This is a genomic window from Streptomyces sp. CA-288835, from assembly GCF_050936385.1.
Taxonomy (GTDB): domain Bacteria; phylum Actinomycetota; class Actinomycetes; order Streptomycetales; family Streptomycetaceae; genus Streptomyces.
This window is the reverse complement of the sequence record NZ_JBNJMW010000001.1, coordinates 6,578,692-6,596,240: the sequence shown is the minus strand read 5'-3', so window position 1 is coordinate 6,596,240 and position 17,549 is coordinate 6,578,692. Positions and strand designations below refer to the sequence as shown.

Genomic DNA, 17,549 nt, shown 5'->3' with positions numbered 1-17,549 from the left:
CGCGATGAAGCGTAAGAAAGAAGGCATAACCACCATGAGCGGCACCGAGACGCCCCGCGGGCCCGTCGACTCCTCCCGTATCCCCCGGTACGCGGGACCGGCCACCTTCGCCCGGCTGCCCCGCCTCGACGAGGTCGGCCGCGCCGACGTCGCGGTGGTGGGCGTCCCCTTCGACGCGGGCGTCTCGTACCGTCCGGGTGCCCGTTTCGGCGGGAACGCCATCAGGGAGGCCAGCCGTCTCCTGCGCCCGTACAACCCCGCGCAGGACGCGTCGCCGTTCGCGCTGGCGCAGGTCGCGGACGCCGGGGACATCGCCGCGAACCCGTTCGACATCAATGAGGCCGTGGAGACCATCGAAGGGGCTGCGGACGAACTCCTTGGCACGGGCGCCCGGTTGATGACCCTCGGCGGCGACCACACCATCGCGCTCCCCCTCCTGCGTTCGGTCGCGAAGAAGCACGGCCCGGTGGCTCTGCTGCACTTCGACGCGCACCTCGACACCTGGGAGACGTACTTCGGCGCGGAGTACACGCATGGGACACCGTTCCGGCGGGCGGTCGAGGAGGGCATCCTCGACACCTCGGCGCTGTCGCACGTGGGCATCCGCGGTCCGCTGTACGGCAGGAAGGACCTGGACGACGACGAGAAGATGGGCTTCGGCATCGTGACGTCGGCGGACGTGATGCGGCGCGGCGTCGACGACGTGGCGGACCAGCTGCGGCAGCGCATCGGAGACCGTCCGCTCTACATCTCCATCGACATCGACGTACTGGACCCCGCGCACGCACCCGGCACGGGTACGCCGGAGGCGGGTGGCCTCACCTCGCGCGAACTCCTGGAGATCCTCCGGGGGTTGGCGTCCTGCCACCTCGTCTCGGCGGACGTCGTGGAGGTCGCGCCCGCGTACGATCACGCCGAGATCACGTCGGTCGCCGCGTCCCACACGGCGTACGAGCTGACGACGATCATGTCCCGCCAGATCGCGCAGGCGAACCAGGAGAAGACGGCGAAGTGACGCACGACCACGACCTGGTACTCCGTCCCACACCCGCCCAGACGGAGGCCGCCCTCGCCCCTCCCCCCGGCCGCATCGGCGGCGACCTGGTCGTGGAAACCCTCTCCGGCCTCGGCGCGACCACGGTCTTCGGTCTCCCCGGCCAGCACGCGCTTGGCCTGTTCGACGCATTGCGCCGCTCCTCCCTCCGCTACATCGGCATGCGCGTCGAGAACAACGCGGGCTTCGCGGCAGACGCGTACGGCCGTATCACCGGCGAGGCGGCCCCGCTGCTGCTCTCGACGGGCCCGGGCGCGCTGATGTCCCTGGCCGCGCTCCAGGAGGCGGCCGCGGCGAGCGCGCCGGTGCTGGCGATCAGCAGCCAGATCCCGACGGCGGGCCTGGGCGGCGGTCGTCACGGCTACCTGCACGAACTCCCGGACCAGCAGGCGTCGTTCAGGGGCGTGGTGAAGTCGGTCCATACGGTCCGTACGCAGTCACAGATCCCGTCGGCGATCGCGGCGGCCTGGCAGTCGGCGCTGACGGCTCCGCATGGGCCGGTGTGGGTGGAGATCCCCCAGGACGTACTGCTGGCCGAGACGCTGCTGCCGGAGGTGACGGCGCCCGACGCGACGCCCGAGGAACTGGTCCCGCGCCCCGAACTCACCGCGCTGGCGGCCCACTTGCTGTCGGGCGCGGCCCGCCCGGCGATCATCGCGGGAGGCGGGGTCGTACGGGCGGACGCGTCGGGCAAGCTGCGCGCGCTGGCGGAGCGGATCCAGGCCCCCGTGGTCACCACGTTCGGCGGCAAGGCCGCGTTCCCCTGGAACCACCCGCTCTCCCTCCAGTCCTGGATGGAGGACCGGCACACCACGGACTTCCTGGAGGACGCGGACGTACTCCTCGTCGTCGGCTCGGGCCTCGGCGAGATGTCGTCGAACTACCGAACCTTCAAGCCCCGCGGCCGCCTGATCCAGATCGAGGCGGACCTGGGCAAGCTGGAGTCCAACTACCCGGCGCTCGGCATCCACGCCGACGCGAGGCTCGCGCTCTCCGCCCTGCTGGAGACGGTGGACGAGCGCACGGACGAGACGGCTCCCGAGCGGGTACGTACGCTCCTGGAACGCGTCCACGCACGCATCGACGCCCAGCAACTCACCCTGGAACAGGGCCTGTTGGCGTCGATCCGCCGAGCCCTCCCCCGACGCTCCCCTTCCTTCTGGGACATGACGATCCTGGCGTACTGGGCCTGGTCGGCCTTCGACCCCCGCCACCCCAACACCATGCACTCGGCTCAGGGCGCGGGCGGCCTCGGCTACGCCTTCCCCGCCGCCCTGGGCGCCGCGGCAGCCGACCCCACCCACCCGGTCCTCGCGATCTCCGGCGACGGCGGCGCCCTGTACTCCATCGCCGAACTCGCCACCGCGAAGCAGCACGACTTCAACGTCACCTGGCTGATCATCGACGACGGCGGCTACGGCATCCTCCGCGAGTACATGACGGACACCTTCGGCGAGACGACGGAGACGGCCACAGCCACGGTGACGGAGTCGGCCACGGAGCTGTCCCGCCCGGACTATGTGGCCCTGGCGGAGTCATTCGGGGTACCAGGGGCCCGTACGACTCCGGAAACCCTGGAAGCCGACCTGTCCAAGGCCCTCTCCACACCCGGCCCCGTGGTGATCGTCCTCCCGGCGGTGCTACGGATGTTCGCGCCTACGCACCTGGGCTGACGCCTGCGGCGGACGGCCGCGGGTGACGAACGCCACGTGGCCCCCCGTCCCAGGCTGCGGAACACCAGTTCGCCGCGCGGAGCGCACCGGCAGAATAGGGACCATGCCGATAACCGGGACTCCCAGCCGCGCCGAACTCGTCGAGCACCTCGTACGGACGCGTATCGCGGGCGATGTCGCCACCCCCCGCGAGAACAACCTTTCCCACTACCGCAAGCTGTCGAACGGCGACCGCAACTTCTGGCTCGGCCTTGAGCTCGGTGACCGCTGGACCGACGAGCAGGACGTGCTCGCGGTGATGGCGGAGCGGTGCGGGGTGAACGACGACCCGGAGTATCGCCACGGGCAGGACACCATCGATCCGGAGCTGACGATCGACGCCCTGGACCGGATGGCGTCACGGCTGCGGAAGGCTGCCGCCGGGCAGCAGCGGGTGCTGTTCGCGACGGGGCATCCGGGCGGGCTTCTGGACGTGCACCGCGCGACCGCCGCCGGATTGCGGGCCGCCGGGTGCGAGATCGTGGTGATCCCGGATGGGCTGCAGACGGATGAGGGGTACGTGATGCAGTTCGCGGACGTGGCGGTTCTGGAGCACGGGGCCACCCTCTGGCACACCCACTCCGGCGAGCCGATGCGCGCCATCCTGAAGGGGCTCGAGCGCGAAGGCCGGCCGCTCCCCGACCTGGTCGTCGCCGACCACGGCTGGGCCGGTTTCGCCGCCCAGCAGGGCATCGACTCGATGGGGTACGCCGACTGCAACGACCCCGCGCTGTTCCTCGCGGAATCCGAGGGCACGCTCCAGGTGGCGATTCCGCTGGACGACCACGTGACCAGTCCACGGCACTACGACCCGATGACGGCGTATCTGCTGGACGCGGCGGACTTGGCGTAGGGGTATTCGCCCCCCGCCGCCCTTACCCTCCCCCACTCTCGGCTTCGCTCGAGCGGGGGGACCCCCATCATCCCGGGGCCAGCCCCGGACCCCGTTTCGGGGGCCAGCCCCCGAACCCCCGCTCCTCAAACTCCCCCAGCTACCTCCCCCAGCTACCGCTGGGGGTGCCCCCAGAGGTGCCCCCAAGGGGCTGATTTTTCAGCCCGTCCGGCGTTTGAGGACGAGGCCGCCAGGCCGATAACGGGGGTCTGGGGCGCAGCCCCAGCGGGGTCCAGGGGCGGAGCCCCTTGGTATGGGACGGGTAAGGGCGACGGGGGCGAGAAAAGCCGGGAACCGTCACCGCGGCACCCGCACAACCCCCTCCTGGATCACCGTGATCGCCAACTGGCCCTCCCGCGTGTAGATCCGTGCCTGCCCAAGCCCCCGCCCGCCCGACGCCGACGGCGACTCCTGGTCGTACAGGAGCCACTCGTCCGCCCGGAACGGGCGGTGGAACCACATCGCGTGGTCCAGCGAGGCCCCGACCACGTCCCCGACGGCCCAGCCACCCCGCCCGTGGGCGAGGAGCACGGAGTCGAGGAGCGTCATGTCGGAGACATACGTGGCGAGGCAGACGTGCAGCAGGGGATCGTCCACCAGCTTGCCGTTGGTGCGGAACCACACCTGGGAGCGCGGCTCACGCTCCTCCCCGACGCTGGCGAACGGCGGTGCGTCCACATACCGGAGGTCGACCGCGGCACGAGCCTCCAACAGCCGCTCCAGAACGCCCGGTTCCCAGAAGGCGTCCGCGTACGCGGGAAGGGTCTCCTCCGCGGTCGGCAGCGTCTCGGGGTCGGGCGAGTCCGGCATGGGCGCCTGGTGCTCGAGGCCCTCCTCGTACGTCTGGAACGACGCCGAGAGGTGAAAGATCGGCTGCCCGTGCTGGACCGCGACGACCCGACGCGTCGTGAAGGAACGGCCGTCGCGGATCCGGTCCACGGTGTAGACGATGGGCGCGCCCGGATCTCCGGGGCGCAGGAAGTACGAGTGCAGGGAGTGGGCGAGCCGGTCCTCGGGCACCGTACGCCCGGCCGCGACCAGCGCCTGCGCCGCGACCTGCCCGCCGAAGACGCGCGGGACGACGGAGCGATGGGACCGCCCGCGGAAGATGTCCTGCTCGATCCGCTCCAGGTCGAGCAGATCGAGCAGGGAGTCGAGCGCCTCGCGCGGCTGACTCGCCTCGCGCGGCCGGTTTACGTCGCTTTCCTGGCTCATGATGTCCGTTGTGCCGTGGACTGATTTCTGACGGCCTACAGACCCATGTCCTTCGCGATAATCATCTTCATGACCTCGCTGGTGCCGCCGTAGATCCGGTTGACGCGGTTGTCGGCGTACAGGCGGGCTATCGGGTACTCGTTCATGAACCCGTAGCCGCCGTGCAGCTGGAGGCAGCGGTCGATGACGCGGTGCGCGACCTCGGTGCAGAACAGCTTGGCGCTCGCGGCCTCGGCCGGGGACAACTCGCCCGCGTCCAGGGCCTCCAGGGAGCGGTCGGCGACGGCCTGCGCGGCGTCGACCTCGGCCTGGCAGGCGGCCAGCTCGAACTTGGTGTTCTGGAACGAGGCGACGGTCTTGCCGAAGACCGTACGGTCCTGGACGTACTCCTTGGCGAACCGGACCGCCGCAGCGGCCTGCGCGTACGCGCCGTAGGCGATGCCCCAGCGCTCGGAGGCGAGGTTGGTGCCGAGGTAGGCGAAGCCCTTGTTCTCCTCGCCGAGCAGGTCCTCGACCGGCACCTTCACGTCGACGAACGCCAGCTCGGCGGTGTCGGAGGTCTTCAGGCCGAGCTTGTCCAGCTTGCGGCCGACGGAGTAGCCCTCGGACTTGGTGTCGACGGCGAACAGGGAGATGCCGAAGCGGCGGTCGTCCTCGCGCGGGGCGGAGGTGCGGGCGCAGACGATGACGCGGTCGGCGTGGACGCCGCCGGTGATGAAGGTCTTGGCGCCGTTGAGCACATAGTGCGTGCCGTCGTCGGAAAGCTTGGCGGTCGTCTTCATGCCCGCGAGGTCGGAGCCGGTACCCGGCTCGGTCATCGCGAGGGCCCACATCTCCTCACCGGAGACGAACTTGGGCAGGAACCGCTTCTTCTGCTCGTCGGTGGCGAGCATCTTGATGTACGGCAGCCCGAGCAGCACATGCACCCCGGAGCCGCCGAAGGAGACACCCGCGCGGGCGGTCTCCTCGTACATGATGGCCTCGAACTTGTACGAGTCGATGCCCGCGCCGCCGAACTCCTCGGGGACGCGGATCCCGAAGACGCCCAGCTCGGCGAGCTTGTAGTAGAAGTCGCGCGGCGCCTGGCCCGCGGCGAACCACTCGTCGTACACGGGCACGACCTCGGCCTCGATAAAGGCCCGCAGGGTCTCCCGGAACGCCTCGTGATCCTCGTTGAAGACGGTACGGCGCATCGTGTACGACTCCTTGACTCGCGCTGCTCGGTCCCAAGCGCTGCGTGACTTGTCTAAGCGCTTGCTCACCAACCGTACCGGCGAGTACGAAGAGCCGTCCAGGGGGTCCACTCCGTAACGCTCGTCACGCTCGCCCCCGAGGTTCAGTCACGCGGGCAGGGTGCCGCCACATCCAGTCCACCCAGGTACCGGTCGTACTCCTCCTGAGGCAGTTCCTGAGGCTGAAGGTCGCACAAGACCTGCTGCCACTGCGCGACATCGACCGTCCGGCGCACCAGACTGCCGTCCGCAGTAAGGGAGATCACCGCGCCGTCACCACCGGGAAGCAGACGCGTGGTCACGACGTCTTGGCCGGTTCCCTCGCCCACGAGTGTCCAGGAGCCACGGGACTCCGTGGTGGCGGCGTCCCAGAACTGCAGTACCGGCGCATCGTCCGAGGCGCCTGCCTGGACCAGCAAACTGTTGTCGGCGCCGAAGACGGGCACTGTTCCCTCAGGAGCCGCCGAGGTGCTCCGCACGAACCTGCCGCTGGCCACATCCAGCACCGAGATGATCCTGTCGTCGTTGACGAGCGCGACCCGCTCCCCGTCGGCACTGACCGCGACCCCCTGCCCCAACATGGTCCACACGGACTCGATGGACACCTCGCGCACCTGCCTCAGTTCGTCACCGTCGGTCCACCTCCACACCGTGAGTTTGTCGTCCCGCACCAGAGCCACCGTGGTCCGGTCGGCACTCACAGACGCCGTGTCGAAAGGCTCCCCATCGAAAGGCACCGACTGCAACACCTTCCAGGACCGGGTGTCCAGGACCTGCACCGCGTTCCTCGTTGTGCCCACCACATGGACGTTGTCGGGCAGGAAGGCCACCGGCATGAATTCCTCGTCGCCGACCGCCGGCCGCCCCACCCTGCTGCCATCCCGTGGGTCCCAGAGCGACAGCTCACCTGCTTGAGCCACGACGGCACGGGTGCCGTCGAGCGAGGCGATCAGGACCTCCTGCCGCGACGGCTTCCTGACCAGACGCAACGGAATGCGACCGGACTTCCGGACGCCCTTGCCCGTGACAGACCACACATCGGTGCCCGATTCATCGGCACGGAAGGCAGTGCGATCGTCCGGCGCCAGATCGGCGGGCTTGACCCCCGGCTCGTTCGGAAGGGGTACGCCCGCCTGAAAGCCGGTGGTCGAAAAGAGAGAGACGGCCCCGTCCTCCGAGCCTGCGACCACCCATCGGCCGTCACCGGAAGCGGCAACGCTGCTCACGGGCCAGGTGAAGGAGCCGAGGACACGCCGTCGGCGCAGCGCGGAGTCGTACACACCCACCTTTCGGTCCTCGGCGGCGTACACGTTCCCGTTCCCCGCACCGGGCACGCTCATCACTCCCAGGCCCCGGCTCTCCGCGTCGCCCATGCGCCGGCCCTTCACCAGATCCCAGACCTCATCGCGCTCACCGACGTAGGCCTTGGAGCCGTCGGCTGAGAAGGTCACCTGAGCCACTTCCTGGCGCGGGAAGCCAGGGAGGGTCCGCCAGGCGCTCCAAGACGTGGAGTCGGGATCCAGGGCACGGATCCGGCCGACCGCGTGATCGAGCGCCACGAGCCGGTTCTCGTCGTCGAAACCGAGGGTGAGACTACGGGGAGCGACGTTTTCCTCAGTCAGCAAGCGGCCGGTCCCCACGTCCCAGACGGCGACGCGGAATCCGAACTCGGGCTCGTCCGGTGTGAAGAACGTGGCGGCAAGGCGCCGCCCGTCCCCGGAAAAGGCGAACGCCTGGAGGCGCTTGAACGCCTCGGCCAAAGCCTCGCCCTCACTCGCGGTGATCGTCCGGAGCAGCTTCTGGCGGGCCACGTCCCAGATGTCGATCCTGTTATACGGCCGCTCGACCGCCAGGGTCCGCCCATCCGAGCTGAACTCCATGCCGCCGCCGTTCTGCGGCCAGGATCCCTCGTCGATATGCGGCAGCGCCTTGCCCGCCACGATGTCGTATAGGTGGATGCGCTGACCGTCCTCGAGCTCCTTGCCATCCGGATCGAAGTCCGAGTAGTACGCCAGCACGCTGCCGTCACGGCTGATCGCCACGTTGGTCGCGTTGGCGTTTCCGACGCCGTGGTAGTCGGCCACTTCGTCGCTACCGGCCTGCAGGTGCCGGGTCACACTGGCGTTGGCCGCGACGGCCTGGGCCAGCGCCTGTGCCGATTCCCCAGTGGGTTCGACTGCCTGGGCGTAGAGCGCGAATTGTGCGGCTTTGCGGGGGTCCTTGGCGACGGTGTCGAGCGCGCGGGCCGCCAGGGCCTGCGACGCGGAGGTGCGGGCCCGCGAGAGGGCCTCGCCGCGCTGCTGCCAGGCAATGAGACCGGCTCCCGCGGCGAGCAGCGACAGGACGAGCAGACCGGCCACGAAGAACCGGAGGATACGGACCGCCTTGCGCTGGACGCGCAGATCGGTGCTGTCCAAGGCGTCCTTCGGCATGCCGTACAGAGGCGCGGCGAGCGCAGCCACCCGGTCGCGAAACGGGGCGCCGGGCTTCATGGAGCGTTCTTCGCCGGCGCGGAACTTCCTGAGGTCCACCCAGAGGGGTTCGGCGGTGAAGGCACCCCGTAACTCGGGGGGCAGGGCGATGGTCTCATCGGCCCAGTCGAAGTCACCCGCGGCCGGGTCCCAGCCAAGGCTGCCGTCACTGAGCGCGATCAGGAACTGCTCCATGCCGTGGTTCTGTCGCCAGTACGTGATCTCTTCCCGGACCCACCGCGACCTCGCGGCTTCGGGGGATGCCAGATAGATGAAGTACCGGCACTCGGCCAGCGCGGCTTTGATGGAGCCATCGAGATCATGGTTGGCACTGAGGCTGCTGGTGTCCCGGAAGACTTTCACCCTCGAACGGCGTAGCCACGGTGTCCGGAGGATCTCCTTGAGTCCGTCCTCCAGCGCTCGGGCGAGGGGTACGTCCTCCTTGTGGCTGTAGGAGATGAAGGCGTCACGTTCCAAGACCGTCCCCCGAGGATCCCGCTGTCGATCACTGCAACTCGCAGGGTGACACAGGGAGTTCACCAGGAAGGCGGATTCGGTCAACTCCTCACTGTGTGCCGGCCGCCGCGAACGCCCCCCGAGCCATCCGGTGCAGCAGCACCGCCGTAACCCCGCGCCCCGGCAGCGACCCCGGCCGCCCCAGATGCGGCGTGGAGTTCAGCAGCCCGAACACCGAGTGCACCGCCGAGCGGGCCGTCGGCTCAGTGAGGTCCGGGTACACCTCGCGCACCACCCCCACCCACAGCTCGACGTACTGCCGCTGCAGCTGCCGTACCAGCTTGCGGTCGCTGTCGCGGAGGCGGTCCAGCTCGCGGTCGTGCAGGGTGATGAGAGGCCGGTCGTCGAGGGCGAAGTCGATGTGGCCCTCGATGAGCGAGTCGAGCACCGCCTCGGCGGGCACCCCATCGGCCTCCGCCAGCCGCCGCTTCGCGCCCGTCAGAAGCTGGCCGCTGATGCCGACCAGGAGCTCGGCGAGCATCGCGTCCTTGCCGGCGAAGTGCCGGTAGAGACCGGGTCCGCTGATGCCCACAGCGGCGCCTATCTCGTCGACACCGACGCCGTGGAATCCACGCTCGGCGAAGAGCCGCGCGGCCTCCTTGAGGATCTGTTCGCGGCGGGTGGGGGCGTCGGTTCTGGGGGCCATGGAAGTAATTCTAGACAGGGAGGTTAGCGCTCGTTAACCTGAAGGAAATGGTTAACGCTCATTAACAGTCGATCACTGGGTGAGGGGACCGCAGGATGCATGAGGCACCGGAGCTTCACAGCGCGGCAGATCCCGCGTCGGAGGCCTTTCGGGCCAACGAGGAGGCCCACCGGGCGCTGGCCGAGGAGCTGCGCGGCAAGCTCGCCGCGGCCCGGCTCGGTGGCGGCGAGAAGGCCCGCGCCCGGCACACCGCGCGCGGCAAGCTGTTGCCCAGGGACCGAGTCGACAGCCTCCTCGACCCCGGCTCCCCCTTCCTGGAGCTCGCACCCCTCGCCGCCGACAGCCTGTACGACGGCCAGGCCCCGGCCGCCGGTGTCATCGCCGGGATCGGGCGGGTCAGCGGGCGCGAGTGCCTGATCGTCGCGAACGACGCCACGGTCAAGGGCGGCACGTACTACCCGATGACCGTGAAGAAGCACCTGCGCGCACAGGAGGTGGCCCTGGAGAACCGCCTGCCGTGTCTGTATCTGGTCGACTCCGGCGGAGCCTTCCTGCCCATGCAGGACGAGGTCTTCCCCGACCGCGAGCACTTCGGGCGGATCTTCTACAACCAGGCCCGGATGTCCGGCGCCGGCATCCCGCAGATCGCGGCCGTGCTCGGCTCCTGCACCGCCGGCGGCGCCTACGTCCCCGCCATGAGCGACGAGGCCGTCATCGTCCGCAACCAGGGCACGATCTTCCTCGGCGGCCCCCCGCTGGTGAAGGCGGCCACCGGCGAGGTCGTCACGGCCGAGGAACTCGGCGGCGGTGACGTCCACGCGCGCGTGTCCGGCGTGACCGACCATCTCGCCGAGGACGACGCACACGCGCTGCGGATCGTGCGGAACATCGTCGCGACCCTCCCCGCGCGCGGGTCGCTCCCCTGGGAAGTCACGGCCGCCGCCGAGCCGAAGGTCGACCCCTACGGCCTCTACGGCGCCGTCCCGGTCGACTCCCGCACCCCCTACGACGTACGCGAGATCATCGCGCGTGTGGCCGACGGCTCCCGTTTCGCGGAGTTCAAGTCCGAGTTCGGGCAGACCCTCGTCACCGGCTTCGCCCGGATCCACGGCCACCCGGTCGGCATCGTCGCCAACAACGGCATCCTGTTCTCCGAGTCCGCCCAGAAGGGCGCCCACTTCATCGAGCTGTGCGACCAGCGCGGGATCCCGCTGGTGTTCCTGCAGAACATCTCCGGGTTCATGGTCGGCAAGGACTACGAGGCCGGGGGCATCGCCAAGCACGGCGCCAAGATGGTGACGGCTGTGGCGTGCACGCGCGTGCCGAAGCTGACGGTGGTCGTCGGCGGGTCGTACGGCGCGGGGAACTACTCCATGTGCGGGCGCGCGTACTCGCCCCGCTTCCTGTGGATGTGGCCCAACGCCAAGATCTCCGTGATGGGCGGCGAGCAAGCCGCCTCCGTGCTCGCGACCGTCAAGCGGGACCAGTTGGAGGCGCGCGGCGAGGACTGGCCTGCGCAGGAGGAGGAGTCCTTCAAGGATCCGATCCGTGCGCAGTATGAGCGCCAGGGGAACGCTTACTACGCGACCGCCCGCCTGTGGGACGACGGGGTCATCGACCCGCTGGAGACCCGGCAGGTGCTGGGCCTGGCCCTGACCGCGTGCGCCAACGCGCCTCTGGGCGACCCCCAGTTCGGCGTCTTCCGGATGTGATGAGGGGACCCATGTTCGACACGGTACTTGTGGCCAACCGGGGCGAGATCGCCGTACGGGTCATCCGTACGCTCCGGTCGCTGGGCGTGCGCTCGGTGGCCGTCTTCAGCGACGCGGACGCCGACGCACGGCACGTCCGGGAGGCGGACACGGCCGTACGGATCGGTCCGGCGCCGGCGGCTGAGAGCTATCTGTCGGCGGAACGCCTGCTGGAGGCGGCGGCACGGACGGGCGCGCAGGCGGTGCATCCGGGCTATGGGTTCCTCGCCGAGAACGCCGCCTTCGCGCGCGCCTGCGCCGACGCCGGGCTCGTCTTCATCGGGCCGCCCGCCGACGCCATCTCCCTGATGGGCGACAAGATCCGCGCCAAGGAGACGGTGAAGGCGGCCGGGGTGCCAGTCGTGCCCGGATCCAGCGGCAGCGGGCTGACGGATGCCGAACTGGCCGACGCGGCCCGGGAGATCGGCATGCCCGTGCTGCTCAAGCCCTCCGCCGGCGGTGGCGGCAAGGGCATGCGGCTGGTGCGGGACGTGGCGGTGCTGAGCGAGGAGATCGCGGCGGCCCGGCGTGAGGCCCGTGCCTCCTTCGGCGATGACACGCTCCTCGTGGAGCGGTGGATCGACCGGCCCCGGCACATCGAGATCCAGGTTTTGGCGGACGGCCACGGCAATGTGGTGCACCTGGGCGAGCGTGAGTGCTCGCTCCAGCGCCGGCATCAGAAGATCATCGAGGAGGCGCCGTCCGTCCTCCTGGACGAGAGTACGCGCGCGTCGATGGGCGAGGCCGCGGTGCAGGCGGCACGGTCCTGCGGCTACCGGGGCGCGGGCACGGTGGAGTTCATCGTCCCCGGCGGCGACCCCTCCTCGTACTACTTCATGGAGATGAACACCCGCCTCCAGGTGGAGCACCCGGTCACCGAGCTGATCACCGGCCTCGACCTGGTGGAGTGGCAGTTGCGGGTGGCGGCGAGCGAGCCGCTCGCCTTCGGGCAGGACGACATCCGTCTCACCGGCCACGCGATCGAGGCCCGCGTCTGCGCGGAGGACCCCTCCCGCGGGTTCCTCCCCTCCGGCGGCACGGTCCTGAAGCTGCACGAGCCGCAGGGCGACGGCATCCGCACCGACTCCGGGCTCAGCGAGGGCACGGAGGTCGGCAGCCTGTACGACCCGATGCTGTCCAAAGTGATCGCGTACGGCCCCGACCGCGCGACCGCGTTGCGAAAGCTCCGGGCCGCTCTCGCGGAGACGGTCACGCTGGGCGTGCAGACCAACGCCGGGTTCTTGCGGCGGCTGCTCGCGCATCCGGCGGTCGTGGCGGGCGAGCTGGACACGGGGTTGGTCGAGCGGGAGGTGGACGAGCTGGTCTCCACCGACGTACCGCAGGAGGTGTACGAGGCGGCGGCGGCCGTACGGCTGGACGCGCTGCGGCCTCGCGGGGAGGGCTGGACCGACCCGTTCTCCGTGCCTAGCGGCTGGCGGCTGAGCGGCGAGCCCAGGCCCGTCGGCTTCCACCTGCGGATCACCGACCCCGTGGAGTACGCCCCGCGGGGCGTCCACACCGTCACGGACGACCGGGTGGCCGTCACCCTCGACGGCGTCCGCCACACCTTCCACCGCGCCGCCGACTGGCTCGGCCGGGACGGCGACGCGTGGCACGTGCGCGACCACGACCCGGTGACCGCCTCGCTCACCGGGGCCGCCCACGCGGGCGCCGACTCGCTCACCGCGCCCATGCCGGGGACGGTGACGGTGGTGAAGGTCGCCGTGGGGGACGAAGTGACCGCAGGACAGAGCCTGTTGGTGGTGGAGGCGATGAAGATGGAGCACGTCATCTCCGCCCCGCACGCCGGCACGGTCGCCGAACTGGACGTCACGCCGGGCACGGCGGTCGCCATGGACCAGGTGCTGGCGGTCATCAACCCGACGGAGGAGGACTGATGACGCTGCCCATGACGGTGCCTGCCCCGGACCTGCCCGCCCGCGTCCGCATCCACGAGGTAGGCCCCCGCGACGGCCTGCAGAACGAGAAGGCCACCGTCCCGACGGAGACGAAGGCCGAGTTCATCCGGCGCCTCGCCGACGCGGGCCTCACCACCATCGAGGCCACCAGCTTCGTACACCCCAAGTGGGTGCCCCAACTGGCCGACGCGGAAGACCTGTTCCCCCGCGTCAGCGAACTCCCGGTCGCGCTCCCGGTCCTCGTGCCCAACAAACGCGGGTTGGACCGCGCCCTCGCCCTCGGCGCGAGCCGCATCGCCGTGTTCGCGAGCGCCACGGAGTCCTTCGCGAAGGCCAACCTCAACCGGACCGTCGACGAGGCGCTGGCCATGTTCGAGCCGGTGGTCCAGCGGGCGATGGACGAGGGTGCCCATGTACGCGGGTATCTCTCCATGTGCTTCGGCGACCCCTGGGAGGGCCCGGTCCCCGTCCCCCAGGTCGTACGGGTCTGCCGGGCGCTGCTGGACATGGGCTGTGACGAACTGAGTCTCGGCGACACGATCGGCGTCGCGACCCCGGGGCACGTACGGGCACTCCTCAGCGCCCTCAACGAAGCAGGCGTGCCCACGCACACGCTCGGCGTGCACTTCCACGACACGTACGGGCAGGCCCTCGCCAACACCCTGGCGGCGCTTCAGCACGGCGTCACGACCGTCGACGCGTCCGCCGGAGGCCTCGGCGGCTGTCCGTTCGCCAAGTCCGCCACCGGCAACCTCGCCACCGAAGACCTCGTGTGGATGCTGCGGGGCCTCGGTATCGACACCGGAGTCGACCTCGACCGTCTCGTCGCCACGAGCGCCTGGATGGCCGACCAATTGGGCCGACCCAGCCCTTCCCGCACCGTCCGCGCCCTCTCCCACAAGGAGTGATCCCCCATGTCACTTGACCATCGGCTCTCCCCCGAGCTCGAAGAACTCCGCCGGACCGTCGAGGAGTTCGCCCACGATGTGGTCGCCCCGAAGATCGGGGATTTCTACGAGCGGCATGAGTTCCCGTACGAGATCGTGCGGGAGATGGGCCGGATGGGGTTGTTCGGGCTGCCGTTCCCGGAGGAGTACGGCGGTATGGGCGGCGACTATCTGGCGCTGGGCATCGCGCTGGAGGAACTGGCCCGCGTGGACTCCTCCGTCGCCATCACCCTCGAAGCAGGTGTCTCCCTCGGTGCCATGCCGATCCACCTGTTCGGCACGGAGGCCCAGAAGCGGGAGTGGCTGCCCCGCCTCTGCACGGGCGAGATCCTCGGCGCCTTCGGCCTGACCGAACCGGACGGCGGCTCGGACGCGGGCGCGACCCGTACGACGGCCCGTCTGGACGAGGCGACGAACGAATGGGTGATCAACGGCACCAAGTGCTTCATCACCAACTCCGGTACGGACATCACGGGTCTGGTCACGGTCACGGCGGTGACCGGCCGCACGGACGAGGGCAAGCCCCGTATCTCGGCGATCATCGTGCCGTCCGGTACACCCGGGTTCACGGTGGCGCCCGCGTACTCGAAGGTCGGCTGGAACGCCTCGGACACCCGCGAGCTGTCCTTCGACGACGTCCGCGTACCCGCCGCGAACCTGCTCGGCGAGGAGGGCCGCGGTTACGCCCAGTTCCTCCGCATCCTCGACGAGGGCCGTATCGCCATAGCCGCCCTGGCGACGGGTCTGGCGCAGGGCTGCGTGGACGAGTCGGTGAAGTACGCGAAGGAGCGCCAAGCCTTCGGCCACCCCATCGGCTCGTACCAGGCGATCCAGTTCAAGATCGCCGACATGGAGATGAAGGCCCACACGGCCCGCCTCGCCTGGCGCGACGCGGCCTCCCGCCTGGTGACCGGCGACCCCTTCAAGAAGGAGGCGGCCCTGGCCAAGCTCTACTCCTCCACGATCGCCGTGGACAACGCCCGCGACGCCACCCAGATCCACGGCGGCTACGGCTTCATGAACGAGTACCCGGTGGCCCGCATGTGGCGCGACTCCAAGATCCTGGAGATCGGCGAGGGCACGAGCGAGGTCCAACGCATGCTGATCGCACGGGAGTTGGGCCTGACGAGCTGACCCCGCCGGGTCCGCCACGGAGGGGAGAGGCAGGCTTTGCGGCGAAGCTCGACGGGGTCGATCCGGCGCTCGTCGTTCTCCCTCGGGCCGATGCCCGAGGGGAGGCCTACGAGTCGAGTCGGGTCCGCAGGCGCGGTGAGCGCACGGCGTCAGATGCGATGCACCGTATGCAACGTTTTGGCGTACGTCCCCGTCCCGTCCAGCAACGAGGTGCCGCCGAGGTCGGACATGGTGGGCCCGTTGACGGTCTTGCGGCTCGACAGGAAGCGACGCTTGCCGGTCGCGTCCAGGCCCAGGTAGATGCCGACGTGGTCGGCGGTGGCCGTGAGGTTGTCGTCGCCGGAGTCTGCGTTGAAGAGGACCAGGTCGCCCGGCTGGAGGAGGGTCGCGGCGGGCGGGTTCGTGCCGTCGGTGCGGTCGACGCGTACGCCGGGGGCGTGGTCGGCCATGTCCCGGGACCGGCGGGGAAGGCGAAGCCCGGACGTGTCCTCGCCCGCGGCCATCGGCACCCCCATGTGGTAGCCGTACACCATGCGTGTGTAGCCGGAGCAGTCGAGGTTGCCGACCTGCTTGCTGGACGGGCCGGTGTGGCCGCCGTCGTCGAAGGTCCAGCCGGTGTTCATGTACTCGTGGAAGTCGGCGCCTTCGTAGCGGTAGCCCTGTGGGTCGAGGTAGCCGTACCCGGACTCGCCCAGCACCTGCTTGCCCTGGGCCGGGCCCGCCCCGGCCGTCACCGCCGGGGCCCCGCCGAGGAACATCGCGGCGTACGCGAGCACGTCCGGGGCGGGGGAACCGGCCCAGGCACGTATGGTCCGCTCGACCTCGTCGTTCCACGTACCGTCGAAGGGCTCGGGCAGGACTCGGACCCAGTCGCTGTGGGTGACGCTCGGCGGGGTGTCCCAGTTCGCGGCGTCCACCTGGAAGCGACTGACGGCGAGCGTGACCGGCAGGTTGGTGCAACCGTTGTTGGCCAACACCCGTAGGCCCACCCGGCCCTTGCCGAAGGCGGAGTCGGTGACGTCGACGGCCCACGCGGATGGTTCCGCCGACGCCGAACGCCACGCCTTGGCCCGGATACGGGAACCCTCCCGGCGTACCCGGATCGTCCAGTCGGTGCCCGCGGGCACGTCCGTGGCGAGAGTCTGGGACGGGGCCAGCTGGGTGACCGTGTCGTCGACCTCCTTCTCGACGCGCAGTTGGACCGCACCCGAGGTGACGAAGGACAGCCGGGCCCGGTAGCTGTTGTGGGTGTTCTGGTAGCCGAAGGACAGCGCGTACGAACACGCCTCACCGGTGGGCACCTTGTCGAACCGGGCCACGGAGCGCACATCGACGTCGGTGATCTCGCCATCGCGGAGGCTCGCGTGCCGACTCGCGTAATCCGTGGTCAGGGCGATGAGACCGGTGCCCGGCACCACCGAGTAGTCAGTGTCGACGGGCCCGAGCGTGGACCAGCTGCCACCGCCCGGGGAGGTGCCCCAGTACTGCCGGTTCGCGGCCGGCAGCGACACGTCCGGCAGTGTGCGCTGGAAGTCGTCCACGAAGAGCCGCTTGTTCTCGGTGAACGTCCGCTGCGGGCCCGGCAGTACGACGGTCCGCGCGCCGTGCGTCAGCAGCGCGACGCGCCGACCGCCGGAGGTGACCTCCGTACGGGCCGGGGTCCCCGGCAGCACGGTCGCGGTGAGCGCGGCGCCCAGCGTCACCGGTGTGAAGTAGGAGGCGTCCAGCGACGGCAGGGTCACGGAGGAACGAGCCGAGGCCAGACCGGTCGGAGCCGAAGCCGCTAACGGCTCGACGGACACCGCCGAGTCGGCGGCGCGCGCCGGAGCGGTGGCCAGAGCGCTGAGCGGGACGGTGGCGGCGGAGGTCGCCAGGGCAGCCAGCAGGCTGCGCCGAGAAGTGGTCGTCATACGGCACATGATCTCGTGACGCGTGACACGTCCCTTTCTGCGGGAGGGCCGGGGCAGAAGGGGTGGCGGCGCTGCACCGTCCCAGTCGTTCAGGACCCGTCCATTGGACACCTAGTGAGGTTAGGCTAACCTTCCTTGGGAATTGTCCCG

General features: G+C 70.0%; 12 protein-coding genes. 7 read left to right on the top strand and 5 right to left on the bottom strand.

Features of this window, described 5'->3' with window-relative positions; translation table 11 throughout:
- The first annotated feature begins 34 nt into the window (after positions 1-34).
- From speB to ACQEVY_RS30135, 3 genes are all read left to right on the top strand, one after another.
- Positions 35-1,015 carry an agmatinase gene (speB, locus tag ACQEVY_RS30145; protein WP_432952512.1) on the top strand — a complete coding sequence of 327 codons (981 nt, stop codon included), beginning with the start codon at positions 35-37 and terminating at the stop codon, positions 1,013-1,015.
- The gene (locus ACQEVY_RS30140; RefSeq protein ID WP_432952511.1) at positions 1,012-2,727 is read left to right on the top strand and encodes a thiamine pyrophosphate-binding protein; all 1,716 of its coding nucleotides are present in this window, start codon (positions 1,012-1,014) and stop codon (positions 2,725-2,727) included. The genes speB and ACQEVY_RS30140 overlap by 4 nt, the downstream gene beginning before the upstream one ends.
- A 103-nt stretch (positions 2,728-2,830) precedes the next feature.
- Positions 2,831-3,619, top strand: coding sequence for a phosphatase (locus tag ACQEVY_RS30135; RefSeq protein ID WP_432952510.1), 789 nt, complete (start codon positions 2,831-2,833; stop codon positions 3,617-3,619).
- Positions 3,620-3,955: 336 nt separating this feature from the next.
- Here the strand turns inward: ACQEVY_RS30135 and ACQEVY_RS30130 are convergent, their stop codons facing one another.
- The 4 genes from ACQEVY_RS30130 to ACQEVY_RS30115 all read right to left on the bottom strand — a co-directional run bounded on the left by ACQEVY_RS30130 (position 3,956) and on the right by ACQEVY_RS30115 (position 9,738).
- Positions 3,956-4,873 (bottom strand): acyl-CoA thioesterase, encoded by a 918-nt coding sequence (locus tag ACQEVY_RS30130; protein ID WP_432952509.1) that lies wholly within the window; start codon positions 4,871-4,873, stop codon positions 3,956-3,958.
- 35 nt (positions 4,874-4,908) lie between these two features.
- Positions 4,909-6,066, bottom strand: a complete 1,158-nt coding sequence (locus ACQEVY_RS30125; RefSeq protein WP_432952508.1) for an acyl-CoA dehydrogenase family protein — start codon at positions 6,064-6,066, stop codon at positions 4,909-4,911.
- A gap of 143 nt (positions 6,067-6,209) precedes the next feature.
- Positions 6,210-9,053 (bottom strand): toll/interleukin-1 receptor domain-containing protein, encoded by a 2,844-nt coding sequence (locus ACQEVY_RS30120; protein WP_432952507.1) that lies wholly within the window; start codon positions 9,051-9,053, stop codon positions 6,210-6,212.
- 88 nt (positions 9,054-9,141) lie between these two features.
- Positions 9,142-9,738: an SACE_7040 family transcriptional regulator gene (locus ACQEVY_RS30115; protein WP_432952506.1), complete on the bottom strand. Its 597-nt coding sequence runs from the start codon at positions 9,736-9,738 to the stop codon at positions 9,142-9,144.
- A gap of 95 nt (positions 9,739-9,833) precedes the next feature.
- Here ACQEVY_RS30115 and ACQEVY_RS30110 point away from each other — a divergent pair, with 95 nt between their 5' ends.
- From ACQEVY_RS30110 to ACQEVY_RS30095, 4 genes are read left to right on the top strand one after another with little or no spacing between them, the layout of a single operon-like run.
- Complete coding sequence (locus ACQEVY_RS30110; RefSeq protein ID WP_432952505.1) at positions 9,834-11,450, top strand: carboxyl transferase domain-containing protein; 1,617 nt, start codon at positions 9,834-9,836, stop codon at positions 11,448-11,450.
- A gap of 11 nt (positions 11,451-11,461) precedes the next feature.
- Positions 11,462-13,387, top strand: a complete 1,926-nt coding sequence (locus tag ACQEVY_RS30105) for an acetyl/propionyl/methylcrotonyl-CoA carboxylase subunit alpha (RefSeq protein ID WP_432952504.1) — start codon at positions 11,462-11,464, stop codon at positions 13,385-13,387.
- The gene (locus tag ACQEVY_RS30100; protein WP_432952503.1) at positions 13,387-14,316 is read left to right on the top strand and encodes a hydroxymethylglutaryl-CoA lyase; all 930 of its coding nucleotides are present in this window, start codon (positions 13,387-13,389) and stop codon (positions 14,314-14,316) included. The genes ACQEVY_RS30105 and ACQEVY_RS30100 overlap by 1 nt, the downstream gene beginning before the upstream one ends.
- Before the next feature lie 6 nt (positions 14,317-14,322).
- Positions 14,323-15,489, top strand: coding sequence for an acyl-CoA dehydrogenase family protein (locus tag ACQEVY_RS30095; RefSeq protein WP_432952502.1), 1,167 nt, complete (start codon positions 14,323-14,325; stop codon positions 15,487-15,489).
- Positions 15,490-15,638: 149 nt separating this feature from the next.
- Here the strand turns inward: ACQEVY_RS30095 and ACQEVY_RS30090 are convergent, their stop codons facing one another.
- The gene (locus ACQEVY_RS30090; RefSeq protein WP_432952501.1) at positions 15,639-17,399 is read right to left on the bottom strand and encodes an NlpC/P60 family protein; all 1,761 of its coding nucleotides are present in this window, start codon (positions 17,397-17,399) and stop codon (positions 15,639-15,641) included.
- Positions 17,400-17,549: the final 150 nt, after the last annotated feature.

Bases quoted from the DNA above. Each gene is read 5' to 3' on its own strand.
- ACQEVY_RS30105 (WP_432952504.1), top strand. From the start codon at position 11,462: ATGTTCGACACGGTACTTGTGGCCAACCGGGGCGAGATCGCCGTACGG.
- speB (WP_432952512.1), top strand. From the start codon at position 35: ATGAGCGGCACCGAGACGCCCCGCGGGCCCGTCGACTCCTCCCGTATC.
- ACQEVY_RS30130 (WP_432952509.1), bottom strand. From the start codon at position 4,873: ATGAGCCAGGAAAGCGACGTAAACCGGCCGCGCGAGGCGAGTCAGCCG.
- ACQEVY_RS30100 (WP_432952503.1), top strand. From the start codon at position 13,387: ATGACGCTGCCCATGACGGTGCCTGCCCCGGACCTGCCCGCCCGCGTC.
- ACQEVY_RS30135 (WP_432952510.1), top strand. From the start codon at position 2,831: ATGCCGATAACCGGGACTCCCAGCCGCGCCGAACTCGTCGAGCACCTC.
- ACQEVY_RS30110 (WP_432952505.1), top strand. From the start codon at position 9,834: ATGCATGAGGCACCGGAGCTTCACAGCGCGGCAGATCCCGCGTCGGAG.
- ACQEVY_RS30115 (WP_432952506.1), bottom strand. From the start codon at position 9,738: ATGGCCCCCAGAACCGACGCCCCCACCCGCCGCGAACAGATCCTCAAG.
- ACQEVY_RS30090 (WP_432952501.1), bottom strand. From the start codon at position 17,399: ATGACGACCACTTCTCGGCGCAGCCTGCTGGCTGCCCTGGCGACCTCC.
- ACQEVY_RS30095 (WP_432952502.1), top strand. From the start codon at position 14,323: ATGTCACTTGACCATCGGCTCTCCCCCGAGCTCGAAGAACTCCGCCGG.
- ACQEVY_RS30125 (WP_432952508.1), bottom strand. From the start codon at position 6,066: ATGCGCCGTACCGTCTTCAACGAGGATCACGAGGCGTTCCGGGAGACC.